Source organism: Leifsonia sp. GW821-FHT13C05 (assembly GCF_058806515.1).
The window spans coordinates 647,290-660,475 of record NZ_JBXAPT010000001.1; the positions used below are offsets into that span (position 1 = coordinate 647,290).

A 13,186-nucleotide genomic window follows, 5' to 3' on the forward strand; every position below is an offset into this window, starting at 1 on the left:
GGTTGCGGTTCCTCTACATGATCAGGTGGATCTCCTACAGCGTCTGTGCCGCGCTGCTTATGTTCGGGCTCATCGTGCTCTGCTTCTCAGACAGCCCGCGCCAAGGATGGATCTTCATGGCTCTCGGCCTCATCGGAGTGATCACCCAGCTTGGGATCCGTTATGAGGTGCGGAAGGGCGCGAACGACGTGAAGGATACCGTCGGGTAGCCTCGGCGAGGGCCACACAACCGTAACGACGCGTGCATCCGCATGGGCTGAAAACGCAGTGACTCTGCCAGATAAACGAGGCGACGTTTTCGCGTCGTTGTCACCTCAACCCGGCACGGACCCACCGAGCGAAACGCGCCATCGATACTCTGCCGCACGCAAACCTCTTGACCGACGCTCACGGAATCGAATCCTCCGCACAGATACGGTGCCGAAAAACGCGGCCGATCGCGCAGCATCTCGTTCATTTGCCTGCACGTGTCGAGCATCCTGCGCAGACACGGCGGTCGTGAACTCAGCTCGGCGGTGACCGACACGCCGAGGATGTTCGCGCGAAGCTTGGTGAGCCGCGGCGCGCCGACCAGTGCCTGGGATACGACGCCGGGCCTTCCGCGACGGGTGCAGCGCGCTGTGAGCGGGGTGTTCGGGTGCGACTGCGAACACGGGGAGGGACGTCACGCGCGGCATCGCTGGTGGTGGGCGATGGTGCGAGTTCGCGTTCTGTCCAGAGATCGACGCGGCCGGGGACGGGGCCGGGTGAGACGAGGAGGAGGCCGGAGTGGTCGGTGCGGGCGACGGTGCTGCCCGTGGCGGCGAGCATCCCGAGGGCGGAGCGGGTGGGGTGTCCGTAGCCGTTGTCCGCGCCGACCGAGACGAGGGCGAGGCTCGCGTTCAGGGCCGAGTACAAGCGTGGGCTTTGGTCAGCGGAGCCATGATGGGCGACTTTGACGACGTCGACCGGGCGGACGTCTCCCGTGGCGAGAAGCGCATCCTGGCTGGTCTCGCCGAGGTCGCCGAGGAAGATCGAGCGCATCCCGTGGCCATCGAGGGCGACCGTGATGCTGCCGGGATTGCCGGCCAGCGCCGGTGTTCCCGGTGGCGGCTGGGGCGGCCAGAGGACCGTCCAGGTGGCGGCGCCGAGCGTTCCGTGCGCGCCGGCGACGACCTGCTCGACCGTCGCGCCCGATTCGCGGAGGGAGTCCAGGGCGCGGGTGTCGAGCTCTCGGCCCGGCTCCCCGACGAGTGCGCGCTCCACCCGGCCGAGGACGCCAGGGAGGCCGCCGACGTGGTCGACGTCGAAGTGGGTGAGGATCAGCAGGTCGATGTGTGCGATGCCGAGAGTGTCGAGGCAGGCGGTGGCGAGGGCGGGTTCGCGTCCGACGTCGATCATGGCGACATGGTCGCCGTCCCGGACGAGGAGTGCGTCACCCTGCCCGACATCGCAGGCGGCGAGCTGCCAGGTGTCCGGAAGAGCGACGGCGCGGCCGACGACGGTTCCGCCGAGGATGCCCAGGTAGCCGACGGTGCCGAGAACGAGGGAGATGGCGGCCACGGTGGCGAGCATCCCCCGTCCGACACGTGGGCGCGCCAGCGCCAGGACCGTGACCGCGACCAGGGCCGCCGCGCAGAGTAGGACGCCGACGATGCCGTCGGCCCACGGGAGCGCGCTGCCCGGGAGGGCACTGGTGGCGGTCGCGACCTGGGCGATCCAGGCGGACGGCGCCCACGCCGCCCAGACGAGCGCCTGACCGAGCGCGGGGATGAACGGCAACGCTACGCAGGCGAGGCAGCCGAGGAGCGTCGCCACCGGTGCCGCTGGTGCGGCCAGGAGGTTGGCGGCGACGCCGTAGAGCGGAAGGGTCGGCGAGAGCAGGATGAGGACCGGTTGACAGGCGAGCTGGGCCGCCACGGGTACCGCGAGTGCGACCGCCAGGGTTCGCGGCAGCCACCTGCTCAGGATGCGCGCGAGCGGGCCGGCGAGCAGCATCAGCCCCCCTGTGGCCAGGACCGACAGTGCGAAGCCGTAGTCGCGGGCGAGCCAGGGGTCGTGCACGAGGAGGACGATGACCGCGAGTGCGAGCAGCGGGAGTCCCTGGGAGGGGCGTCCCCGGGCGATGCCGACGAGGACCACCACGGCCATCGTGGATGCACGGATGACGCTTCCGCCCGGGGTCACGAGGATGACGAATGCGGCCAGCGCGAGGAGGGCGACGAGGACGCGGGTGCGGCGCCCGAGTCCGAGTCGTGCGGAGACGAAGAAGGCGACGGCGGTGATCATCGCGCAATTCGCGCCGCTGACCGCGGTGAGGTGGCTGAGGGAGGCGGCCTTCATGGCGGTGTCGAGGTCGGCGGGGACGGCCGTCTCGTCGCCGATCGCGAGACCGGGGAGGAGCGCGCCTCCGTTGCCAGGGGTGGTGGAGGAGGCGGCGGCGAAACGGTGCCGGACCTGCTCTGTCCAGGCGAGCCACCAGGGTGGGTCGTCGAGCGGGGTGGTGGGCGCGGTGGCGGAGAGGGTGAAGGCGGTGGGCTCGCCTGGGGCGTTCGAGGTGAGGGTGCCGGTGACACGGACGAGGGCGCCGAACGGTGGTGGGGGTGCGAATAGTGGGAGTGGGGCGATGACGGTGACGGGGGCGGAGATGGGGGTGGGTGTGGGTGAAGGTAAAAGAACCGATTGGGCGGTTCCGCGCCAGCGCGCGCGCTCGGCACCGTCGAAGCCGGGTGAGATGTGGTGCGGGGTACTGTCGACGCGCACGGTCATGGTGACTCGCTGACGGTCGGCACCGTCGGTGAGGATCGGCGGCGTTCTCGTCTGAGCCTGCGTGGCGACCACGCTGGTAACCAGAGCGACGGACGCGAAGGACACGCTGCAGAGCGTTGCGAGGAGCGCTGCGCGGTGGTTCGTGCGCGCTCGAGGCGGACGCCGTCGAGCGGTCGCCCGCGCGCGCCCGACCAACACCGCGACGAGCAGGGCGCCGGCGGCGAGCATCCAGCAGGCGACCGCGAGCGGGCGGGCGGCATCCGGGGCTCCGATGGTGAGCGCGGCGGCGACCCAGAGGGAGACCGCCGGTGGGATCAGGCGGAGGTCGGGCCTCATACGGTCACCCGGTCTTTGAGGCCGTCGAAGAGTTTCTGGCCGATGCCGGTGATGGCGAGGAGGTCGGCGGGCGAGGTGAAGCGGCCGTTCGCGGCGCGCCAGTCGAGGATGCGGGAGGCGAGGGCGGGGCCGATGCGTGGGAGGGTCTCGAGGTCGGATTGCGTGGCGGTGTTGAGGTTGACCGTGGACGCGGACGAGCCAGACGCGGCAGCACCCGAACCGGCAGCGGGCGGCGGCGGAAGCGGCTCCCCGACGCGCGGGACCGCGAGCTGCTCGCCGTCGGTGACAGGGCGGGCGAGGTTGACGGTGCTGAGGTCGGCATCCTCGGTGAGACCGCCCGCCGCGGCAACCGCGTCGAGCACGCGCGCTCCCGCTGCGAGGGTGACCAGCCCCGGGTTGGCGACGGCTCCGAGCACGTGCACCAGCAGTTCCCTGCCCGGCGTGGGCGAAGGGTCACCAGCACTTGACGGAGACGGTGCAGGCGCATCGACCGTGGTCGTGGAGCCCTGCTGGCCGAACGCCGACACGACGACCGTCACCACCAGAGCTCCCAGCAGCAGGACGACCGCAGCGCCTACCCCGAGACGAACCCGCCCCGACCGTGGCACAACGACATCCGCCACGTCCTCCGCAACACCCGCAGCACCCGCGTCACCATCCGCATCCGTCTCCCGCATCCCCTCACGCTACGAACTAGGCACACTCCCCCAGCGCCCCACGAAAAACCCGTGGAAAACACCGACGGCCGCCCTCCCTGTGGAGAGCGGCCGTCGAAGCCTGCGCGAACGTACTACCCGCGCGCCCGCGTCGCGATGTTCACGAGGCGCGGCGCGCGCACGATCACGTTCACGATCTCGCGGTCGCCCACCGAGCGCTTCACGGCCTCGGAGGCGCGTCCGAGGGCTTCCAGCTCGTCCGTCGAGATCTTCGGGGAGACCTCGAGGCGGTCGCGGACCTTGCCGTCGACCTGGATGACCGCGGTGACCGACTCCTCGATCAGCAGCGTCGGGTCCGGCTTGCGCCACTGGGCCAGCGCGACCGCGGGCTCGTAGCCGAGCATCGACCACATGTCTTCCGCCGCGTACGGCGCGAACAGGTTCAGGGCCATCGCCGTGACCTCTGCCGCCTCGCGCACGGCGGGGTCGGCGGGGCCCGCGCCGCTGTCGATGGTCTTGCGGGTGGCGTTCACCAGCTCCATCAGGCGCGCGACGACGACGTTGAACTTGAACGCCTCGACCAGTCCGGGCGCGTCGGCGAGGAAGCGGTGGGTGACGCGGCGCAGGGCCGTGTCCCCGTTCTTCCAGACCGCGTCCGGGCTGCTGGTCACGTCGTGGGCGACGCGCCAGGCGCGGGCCAGGAACTTGGCGCTGCCGGACGGCGAGACGTCCGCCCAGTCGATGTCGTCCTCCGGCGGTCCGGCGAACGACATGGTGAGGCGGACCGCATCCACGCCGTGCTCGTCGAGCTGCTCGGACAGCTTGACCAGGTTGCCGCGCGATTTGCTCATCGCGGAGCCGTCCATCAGTACCATGCCCTGGTTCAGCAGCGCCGTGAACGGCTCAGTGAAGCTCAGGTAGCCCTGGTCGAACAGCACCTTGGTGATGAACCGGGAGTACAGAAGGTGCAGGATGGCGTGGGTCACGCCGCCGACGTACTGGTCGACGGGCGCCCACTTCTCCGCCTCTGCCGGGTCGAACGCCTGCGTGGAGTCACGGGCGGACAGGAAGCGCAGGAAATACCACGAGCTGTCCACGAACGTGTCCATCGTGTCCGTGTCGCGCGTGGCAGGGCCACCGCAGTTCGGGCAGGCCACGTTGACCCAGTCCGACGCCGCTCCCAGCGGGCTGGTGCCCTTCGGCTGCAGGTCGAGGCCCTCCGCGGGCGGCAGCAGCACCGGCAGGTCGGACTCCGGCACGGGAACCTCGCCGCAGACCTCGCAGTGGATGATCGGGATGGGGGTGCCCCAGTACCGCTGGCGCGAGATCAGCCAGTCGCGCAGGCGGAAGTTCTTCGCCGGCACGCCCAGGCTGCTCGCCTGCAGCGCCTCGGTGACGCGACGGATCGCGTTCGACTTGCTCAGCCCGTCGAACGGCCCGGAGTTGATCAGACGGCCCTCGCCGGTCAGCGCAACGCCGGTCTCCGATGGGTTCTGCAGGGGCAGGTCGTCCGGCAGGATCGGCTCGCCGGTCTCCGGGTCGGTGTGGATGACCGGGATGGCGCCGGTGACGGGCTGGTTCGTGTCGACGACCACGCGCACCGGCAGGTCGAAGGCGCGGGCGAAGTCCAGGTCGCGCTGGTCGTGCGCCGGCACGGCCATGATCGCGCCGTGACCGTAGTCGGCCAGCACGTAGTCCGCCGCCCAGATCGGCAGCTTCTCGCCGGTCAGCGGGTTGATCGCGTGGCGTTCCAGGAAGACGCCGGTCTTCTCGCGCTCGGTGGAGAGGCGGTCCATCTCCGTGGTGCCGCGGACAGCATCCAGGTAGTCGTCGAAACGCTGCTTGACCTCCGGACGCGCATCCTTCACCAGCTCGGCGGCCAGGTCGGAGTCGGGGGCGACCACCATGAACGTCGCACCGTAGAGCGTGTCAGGACGCGTCGTGTACACCGTCACCGGCTCGTCGCGTCCCTCGATCGCGAACTGCACGTCCGCGCCGGTGGAGCGGCCGATCCAGTTGCGCTGCATCGACAGCACCTTGGACGGCCACGCGCCCTCCAGCTGGTTCAGGTCGTCCAGCAGGCGGTCGGCGTAGTCGGTGATCCGGAAGTACCACTGGGTCAGCTTCTTCTTGGTGACCAGGTTGTCGCAGCGCTCGCAGCGGCCGTTGACGACCTGCTCGTTCGCCAGCACGGTCTGGTCGAACGGGCACCAGTTGACCGAGCTGGCCTTGCGGTACGCCAGCCCCTTCTCGTACAGCTTCAGGAACAGCCACTGGTTCCAGCGGTAATACTCCGGATCGCTGGTCTGCAGCACGCGATCCCAGTCGAAGCTGGGCGCGTAACGGCGCATGCTGGCCTTCTGCTGCGCGATGTTGTCGTTGGTCCAGCCATTCGGGTCGAGCCCGCGCTTGATCGCGGCGTTCTCCGCCGGCAGACCGAAGGAGTCCCAGCCGATCGGGTGCAGCACGTTGAAGCCCTGCTGACGCCAGTAGCGGGCGATCACGTCGCCCAGCGCGTACGCCTCGGCGTGACCCATGTGCAGGTCGCCGGACGGGTAGGGGAACATGTCGAGCACGTATTTGCGCGGACGGGTGTCCGCCGGGTCGTCCGTGGCGAACGGCTTCAGGTCGTCCCAGACCGGAAGCCACTTGTCCTGGATGGCGGCGAAGTCGTAGTGCGCGCCCTCGGCCGGCGCGTTCGCTGAATCGTGCTCGTGTGCCACGTGACTCTCATTCTTGAAGGTGCTTGGCCGCTGTCGAGTGGATGCGGCCGGGAAGACGTCGGGCGGCGTGCGCCCAAACATCCACACTACTAAACGTTGCGGTCGGCCGATCCGTTCCCTGGTGGCTGTGCGTCCGCTGCGAACAGCCCGGCGGCGGCGAACAACGCCCGCGCTTTGATCCGCACCTCCTCCAGTTCCTCCTCCGGCACGGACAGCGCCGTGATCCCGCCGCCTGCGCCGATGCTCACCCGCCCGTCGCGGAACACGACGCTCCTGATGACCATCGCGAGGTCGGCGGCGCCGTCGAGGCCGAGGTAGCCGAAGCATCCCGAGTAGACGCCGCGCGGGCCGCGTTCCAGCCCGGCCAGGATGCGCATGGCGCTGAGCTTTGGAGCTCCCGTCATCGAACCGGCCGGGAAGCACGCCGCCACCGCGTCGACCGCGCCGAGGCCGGCGCGCAGCCTCCCCTCGACCGTGCTGACCAGCTGGTGCACCTGCGCGTAGCTCTCGACGGCCAGCAGGTGCCGCACGCCGACGGACCCGACCTCGCTCACCCGGCCGATGTCGTTGCGCATCAGGTCCACGATCATCACGTTCTCCGCGCGCTCTTTCTCACTGGCCTCCAGCTCGGCGCGCAGGGCGATGTCGGCGGCGACGGTGGCGCCACGCGGCCTGGTGCCCTTGATCGGCTTGCTGAGCACCCCGCCGGAGGCGGTCACCGCGAGGAACTGCTCGGGCGACGAGCTCACCAGCGTCGTGCCCCCGATGCGCACGAACCCGGCGTGGTGTGCCGGGCTGGCGCTGCGCAGCCGCAGGTGCACGGCGAGCGGGTCGGCGTCGCTGACGGCGTCGGCCCGGTTGGTGAGGCAGAGCTGGTAGGCGTCGCCCGCGCGGATGGAGTCCTGGCAGGAGCGGATCATGGCGAGGTATGCGGCGTCGTCGTGCCGCCAGTGCGCCGCTGTGCGCTCGGGCAGTGGATGCGCGTCCGCGTAGCGCGCCGCTGCGCCGTCGGCCGCGTGCAGGCGTTCGGCCGACTCGGCGAGCCAGCGGTCTGCATCCTGTCCGTCCGCGTCCTCCAGCACCAGCAGTTCCACGCCTCCGGTGCCGTGGTCGAACACGACGGCACGGTCGGCGAACAACATCGCTGCCACAGGCCCGTCCTCCGCCGCGAACGGCACCCCGAGCGCCGCTGCCCCGGTCTCGTAGCCCAGCCAGCCCACCCAGCCGAGCGCGAACGACGGTTCGCGCGTGCGCGCCGGAACCAGCTCACGGGTGGAGAGGTCGGCGCGAAGCAGGTCGAGCATGGTGCCAGGACGCGTCGTGGACCCGTCGCCGTCCGTCACCTGCACCGAGCCGCTGTCCAACGCGGCCGTCGCCACGATCGTCCCGGTCGCGAGGATGCTCCGCCCGCTCTCCGCATCCGGTCCGGCGTCCAGCCAGACCGCATCCGGCGCGTCGGCGAACAGCGCGACGAAGGCGTCTGCGGCGTCCGGTCGCCCGTCGAACTGCTGCACACGGAGACGGGTTGGCACTGCATTAGCCTAGGCGAATGGATGCGCGCACCACCCTCTCCGATTGGCGCGACGGCGAACTCGTCGCACTCGACGACTGCGAGGTGGTGGAGCAGACGCTCGACGTGGCCGACTCGTTCCTGGTGGACGACGGCCGGGTGCTCGCGCTCGGCCTGCACCGCTCCCGGTTCCTCGACTCCGCCCGCGAGCAGGGTTTCCGCGACCGCGCCGAGACCGAACGCTTCTGGGACGCCGCCGTCGCGACGATCCCCCGCACCGGCGCCTGGTTCCCGCGGTTCGAGCTGGCGACGATCCGGGATGCGCACCGCCTCCGCTTCCGCCTGCGTCCCGCTCCCCCGCTGACCGACTCCGTCGTCCTCGCGACGGCCGACGGCGACCCCCGCCGCGTGCCGGACATCAAGGGTCCGGACATCGCCCAGCTCGGCGTGCTCCGCCAGCGCGCCCAGCAGGTCGGAGCCGACGAGGCGGTCATCCTCGACAACGGCCTCATCTCCGACGGAACGACCACGGCCCTGCTGTGGTGGCGCGGCGACACGCTCGCCACCCCTCCGCTGACCTTCGCGAAGGTCGACAGCGTGGCGGCGCGCACGGTCCGCGGGGTGGCGGCTGCGCTGCGCATCCCTGTCGACGAGGAGGCCGTGACCCCCGCCGAACTCAAGGGAACGGTGGTCTGGGCCGTGAACGCGCTGCACGGCATCCGGGCGGTGACGTCGTGGGTGGACGGGCCGCAGCTGGCTCAGGATGCCGCCCGCGCGACCGCCTGGCGCACCCGGCTGGCCGCGCTGGCGCGGGAGGTGTGAGCGGAGCGCCGCTCGCTACGCCCCGTGCATTGTCGCTGTAATGCCCCTTCGCGCTACAGCTACCAGCTGACCCTCCCGTCCGGCGGTCAGATCGTTCCTGCAGGGCGAGGCTATTTCGTGGTCAATGGGGAGGGTGACCCGGTGACCTTTATCGCTGAGCCGTGGGCCAAGGACGCACGCGGCGTTGCCGTACCGACACACTATGAGCTGAACGACACGACGCTCACCCAGGTTGTCGACCACAGGGGCACAGCGAACTACCCGATCGTGGCCGATCCGGCGTTCGTGTGGGAGATGGGTCTCCCTTCGGTCAAGCTCAATCGTGCCGAGACCAAAACCGCGACGACCATGACCGGAATGGCAACCGTCTGCGGCTGGGTGACGCGGCTCACAGGCTATGTCGGAGGAGCGCTGTGTGGAGCGAACGCCGGGTCCATCCTGGTCAACAGTCAGCGCGCATACAACGCTGGCAAGTGCGAACAGCTCTTGATCGGCCCCGGCGTCATCGGGAGCCTCGCGTATTCGGGTGGCTACTGCAAGTGACCATCGTCGACGCGTTCCGACCCGAGGTGCGGCAAGCACTCAACGCCACGATGCCGCGCAAGGTCGCATCGTTCGCATCGATGCTCCTGCTGGTTGTTCTGGCGTTCACCTTCGGAGCGGTCGTTCCGTGGTGGATCTGGCTCGTTGTGCTCGCTGTCGACGGAACGATCTTCCTCGCCCTGGGTAACTTCTGGGCCGGACGGGATGCGGTGGCTACGCAGCGTCGCGGGGACTGAACAGGAAAGGCGTATCGGAGAGGCGCACGTCCGCGCCTCTCCGTTCGTCACCCTTCGCTAGCGGCGGAAATTGCCGAGGAAACTGTCCGCAACAGCAACACAGACTTCGCCGACTCTCGAGAGCCAATGCCGGAAAGCCACTCCGGTCACTCGATTGGGTCGACTCATTGATTCCTCGATCCGCTCGGCGTCTCGCACCAGCCTAGCCGCCCCTCGAGACGCAGCCTTCCGGATACCAGAATCTCCTACGCCACCACCCGCCCGTCCTCGATCCTGACGCTCCTGTCGACCAGCTCGGACGGCACCCGCGTGTGCGAGATCATCAGGACGCTGCGCCCGTCCTGGGCCGCGGTCGTGAGGATGTCGCGCACGACCGTGTCGGCCACAGCGCCGTCGACGTTGGCCGTCGGCTCGTCCACGATGAGCACGGGGAAGTCGGCCAGGATGGCGCGGGCGAGCGCGATGCGCTGCGCCTGACCGCCGGAGACGAGCGCGCCGCGCTCCCCCACCGGCGCGTCGAGGCCGCCGCGTTCGGCCGTCCACTCGCCGAGGCCGACGCGGTCGAGGACGGCCAGGAGGTCGGCGTCCGTCGCGGTGTCCCTCGCGAACAGAAGGTTCTGGCGGAGGTCGGCGTCGAACAGGAACGGCTGCTGCTCGCAGAGGCCGACGATCCGGCGCACATCGTCCTGCCGCGCCGAAGAGGCCTCGACGCCGTCGATCGTGTAGCTGCCCGAGTAATCGATGAGACGGGTGAGGACGTGGGCGATGGCGGTCTTGCCCGCGCCCGTCGGCCCGGTGAGCAGCACCCGCTCTCCGGGCGCGATCCGCACATCCACGTCGGTCAGCACCGGGATGGATGCGCCGGGCCAGTGCGCGCCGACCCCGGTCAGGCGCAGCTCGGGGACCGACCGCACCACGAGTTCGACCGGCGCATCCCGGTCGACGGGGATGCCGGAGGGAAGCGTCTCCGGGGCCGTCTCCGCGATGCGTTCGGCGCTCGCGACGACCTGACGCCACGAACCGAGCGCGAGCGGCACCATCCCGAAGACCTCGAACACCGCGAGAGGGAGCAGCGCGACGACCGCGAGCTCCGGGCCGTCGATCCGTCCGGCGCCCAGGGCCGGGATGCCCGTGGCCAGGGCGATCGCCGTGGCGGCGCCCGCCAGCACGGAGACGACAGCGCCGGTCAGCGCCACCCCGACCGCCCGCGAACGCACGGCCGCGGTGAGGGCGGCGCTCGCGTCGTCGACCCTCCTGCGCGCGGTGTCGAGCGCGCCGAAGGCGGTGAGGACGTCGAGGTTGCGCACGAGATCGCTGACGGCATCGCTGAGGTCGGCGCGCAGCGGGGCGAGCCTCCGCTCCGCCCGGCCGGACGCCCAGGTGTTCACGAGGGTGCCGACGACGAACGCGAGCGCGAGCGTCAGGAGCAGGCCGAGCGCCGCCTCCGGGAGCAGCAGGAACGTTCCCACGACCGTGAGCAGCGCGATCAGGCCGGACGTCGCCAGCGGCTGGACGACCCGCAGCGGGTAGTTCTGCAGCTCGTCCACGTCGTTCGCCAGCCGGGAGAGCAGGTCGCCGCGGCGCGTGCCGCCGAGGCCGTCCGGTGCGAGCGGCACGAGCCGCCGGTACAGCTCCGTGCGCACCTCCGGCAGCTGCCGGAAGGCGGCGTCGTGCCCGGCCAGCCGTTCGAGGTAGCGGAAGAACGCGCGCCCGAGGGCGAACGCCCGCACCCCGACGACGGCGAGCGAGATGTACATCAACGCCGGCTGTTCGGCGGCGCGCGCGATCAGCCAGGCCGACGACGCGAGCAGCGCCACGGCGCTGCCGCCGCTCAGCACGCCGAGCGCGATGGCCGACCACAGCCGCCGCACGGGAGGCAGCGCGAGCCGCAACACCCGGCGGGCGCCAGGCGACGCGCGGTGCAGGCCAGCGGAGGACGGGACACCCGCCTCCATCACTCGTTCACTCGACACGGCTTCCGGCCTCCATCCTCAGCACCAGGTCGGCGGCGTCGGCCACCTGTTCTCGGTGGCTCACCACGAGCACGGCCACACCGTCGTCGGCGATCCTGCGCAGCGTGCCGAGCAGCCGCGCCTCAGCGGCCTCATCCAGGGCCGAGGTCGGCTCGTCCAGAAGCAGCACAGTCCCGCCAGAAGATACAGAGGCACCGGATGCGCGCAACCGGTACACCGCACGCGCGACGGCCACCCGCTGCGCCTGCCCTCCGGACAGCCCGGCGCCCCCGACGCCCAGCGCCGTCTCCGGCGCCAGCTCGTCCGCGGCGGCCAGCCGCAACGCCTCGACGACCAGCGCCGGGTCGGGATGCGCGGAGCCGAGCGCCACGTTCGATGCGATCGTGCCCGCGATCAGGCCCGGGGTCTGCGCGGCCCAGGCGACGGCATCGCGGCGACCGGCCGCATCCACTGCTCCGCCCGCGCTGATGCTCCCGGTGAACGGCACGAACCCGAGCACCGCGGCGAGCAGCGAGGACTTCCCGCTGCCGCTCGGCGCGGCCAGCACGGCGAGGGTGCCGGGCGGGATGTCCGCGGAGAAGCCGGTCACCACCTCCCGGTCGTCGTAGGAGATGGTCACGTCGTCGAACACGAGTCCGGGCCGTCCGGATGACGAAGCAGCACCGGCCGCAGCACCCGCAGCCGCCCTGTCCTCATCCAGCACCGCGAACGCCGCCTGCGCCGCCTCGATCCCCTCCGTCGCCGCGTGGAAGCTCGCGCCCACGTTCCGCAGCGGCAGGAACGCCTCCGGAGCGAGCAGCAGCACGAACAGGCCGACGGACAGGTCCAGCTGCCCGTTCAGCAGCCGCAGCCCGATGGCCACAGCCACCAGCGCCACCGACAGGCTCGCGGCGAGCTCCAGCACGAAGCCGGAGAGGAACGACATGCGCAGCACCTTCATGGTGTGCACCCGGTAGTCGTCGCTCACCGACCGGATGCGCGCCTCCTGCCGGTGCTGACGTCCGAACAGCTTGAGCGTCGAGAGTCCGTCGACGACGTCGAGGAAGCCGCGCGACAGCCGGGACAGCGCGGACCACTGCTTGCTCTGCGCAGCCTGGGTCGCCCAGCCGACGAGCATCATGAACACCGGGATGAGCGGCAGCGTGATCACGACGATCAGCCCGCTGGTCGGGTCCTGCCAGAAGATCACCAGCACCAGGATGGGCGTGGCGATGGCCGTCAGGATCAGCTGGGGAACGTACTTGGTGAAGTAGCCGTCCAGCGCATCCAGGCCGCGGCCGACCGTCACGGTCACGTCGGCCGTGCTCCGCGTGCGCAGCCAGCCAGGACCGAGTCGGCCGATGGCCGCGACCAGCGCGCTGCGCAACTGACCGACCACTGTCGCCCCTCCGCGAGCGGCGGCGGACTCCGCAAGCCAGCCCACCGCCCCGCGCACGAGCACCACCAGCGCCAGCCAGCCCAGCAGCCCGGCCAGCGCCGCCGGCTGCTCCCCCGCGACGCCGCGCACCACCAGCTGCGTCACCAGCCAGGCGAACAGCACCACGCACGCCGTCTGCGCCACGGCGAGCACGCCGCCTACCGCGAGAGTGGTGCGCGCCGCCGCCGCGTAGCGCAGCAGCCGGGGATCGAGGGGACGCAC

The 13,186-nt window shown here is 70.8% G+C and carries 10 protein-coding genes; 4 read left to right on the forward strand and 6 right to left on the reverse strand.

The window, feature by feature from the left end; genetic code table 11:
• Nucleotides 1-17 precede the first annotated feature (17 nt).
• On the forward strand, nt 18-209 hold the full coding sequence (locus tag AC1ROC_RS03140) for a hypothetical protein (protein ID WP_143466101.1): 192 nt from the start codon (nt 18-20) through the stop codon (nt 207-209).
• Nucleotides 210-504: 295 nt separating this feature from the next.
• On the opposite strand, the gene AC1ROC_RS03145 is transcribed toward AC1ROC_RS03140, so the two are convergent.
• The 4 genes from AC1ROC_RS03145 to pabB form a co-directional block, all read right to left on the reverse strand.
• Nucleotides 505-3,084, reverse strand: coding sequence for a ComEC/Rec2 family competence protein (locus AC1ROC_RS03145; protein WP_492998048.1), 2,580 nt, complete (start codon nt 3,082-3,084; stop codon nt 505-507).
• Complete coding sequence (locus tag AC1ROC_RS03150) at nt 3,081-3,623, reverse strand: helix-hairpin-helix domain-containing protein (protein WP_492998050.1); 543 nt, start codon at nt 3,621-3,623, stop codon at nt 3,081-3,083. The genes AC1ROC_RS03145 and AC1ROC_RS03150 overlap by 4 nt, the downstream gene beginning before the upstream one ends.
• A gap of 251 nt (nt 3,624-3,874) precedes the next feature.
• Nucleotides 3,875-6,544 (reverse strand): leucine--tRNA ligase, encoded by a 2,670-nt coding sequence (gene leuS, locus AC1ROC_RS03155; RefSeq protein ID WP_492998052.1) that lies wholly within the window; start codon nt 6,542-6,544, stop codon nt 3,875-3,877.
• An 8-nt stretch (nt 6,545-6,552) separates the two neighbouring features.
• Nucleotides 6,553-7,995 (reverse strand): aminodeoxychorismate synthase component I, encoded by a 1,443-nt coding sequence (gene pabB / locus AC1ROC_RS03160; RefSeq protein ID WP_492998054.1) that lies wholly within the window; start codon nt 7,993-7,995, stop codon nt 6,553-6,555.
• Between the two features lie 17 nt (nt 7,996-8,012).
• Here pabB and AC1ROC_RS03165 point away from each other — a divergent pair, with 17 nt between their 5' ends.
• The 3 genes from AC1ROC_RS03165 (at nt 8,013) to AC1ROC_RS03175 (ending at nt 9,574) form a co-directional block, all read left to right on the forward strand.
• On the forward strand, nt 8,013-8,795 hold the full coding sequence (locus tag AC1ROC_RS03165; protein WP_492998056.1) for an aminotransferase class IV: 783 nt from the start codon (nt 8,013-8,015) through the stop codon (nt 8,793-8,795).
• A gap of 141 nt (nt 8,796-8,936) precedes the next feature.
• On the forward strand, nt 8,937-9,338 hold the full coding sequence (locus AC1ROC_RS03170; protein ID WP_168689381.1) for a hypothetical protein: 402 nt from the start codon (nt 8,937-8,939) through the stop codon (nt 9,336-9,338).
• Nucleotides 9,335-9,574: a hypothetical protein gene (locus tag AC1ROC_RS03175; protein ID WP_168689380.1), complete on the forward strand. Its 240-nt coding sequence runs from the start codon at nt 9,335-9,337 to the stop codon at nt 9,572-9,574. The genes AC1ROC_RS03170 and AC1ROC_RS03175 overlap by 4 nt, the downstream gene beginning before the upstream one ends.
• A 245-nt stretch (nt 9,575-9,819) precedes the next feature.
• On the opposite strand, the gene cydC is transcribed toward AC1ROC_RS03175, so the two are convergent.
• Both cydC and cydD read right to left on the reverse strand, forming a co-directional pair.
• The gene (gene cydC, locus AC1ROC_RS03180) at nt 9,820-11,529 is read right to left on the reverse strand and encodes a thiol reductant ABC exporter subunit CydC (protein ID WP_492998910.1); all 1,710 of its coding nucleotides are present in this window, start codon (nt 11,527-11,529) and stop codon (nt 9,820-9,822) included.
• A 7-nt stretch (nt 11,530-11,536) separates the two neighbouring features.
• On the reverse strand, nt 11,537-13,186 hold the full coding sequence (gene cydD / locus AC1ROC_RS03185) for a thiol reductant ABC exporter subunit CydD (protein WP_492998059.1): 1,650 nt from the start codon (nt 13,184-13,186) through the stop codon (nt 11,537-11,539).

Coding starts and splice junctions, on each gene's coding strand:
- AC1ROC_RS03140 (WP_143466101.1), top strand. CDS start 18: ATGATCAGGTGGATCTCCTACAGCGTCTGTGCCGCGCTGCTTATGTTC.
- AC1ROC_RS03145 (WP_492998048.1), bottom strand. CDS start 3,084: ATGAGGCCCGACCTCCGCCTGATCCCACCGGCGGTCTCCCTCTGGGTC.
- leuS (WP_492998052.1), bottom strand. CDS start 6,544: ATGTTTGGGCGCACGCCGCCCGACGTCTTCCCGGCCGCATCCACTCGA.
- AC1ROC_RS03165 (WP_492998056.1), top strand. CDS start 8,013: ATGGATGCGCGCACCACCCTCTCCGATTGGCGCGACGGCGAACTCGTC.
- cydC (WP_492998910.1), bottom strand. CDS start 11,529: ATGGAGGCGGGTGTCCCGTCCTCCGCTGGCCTGCACCGCGCGTCGCCT.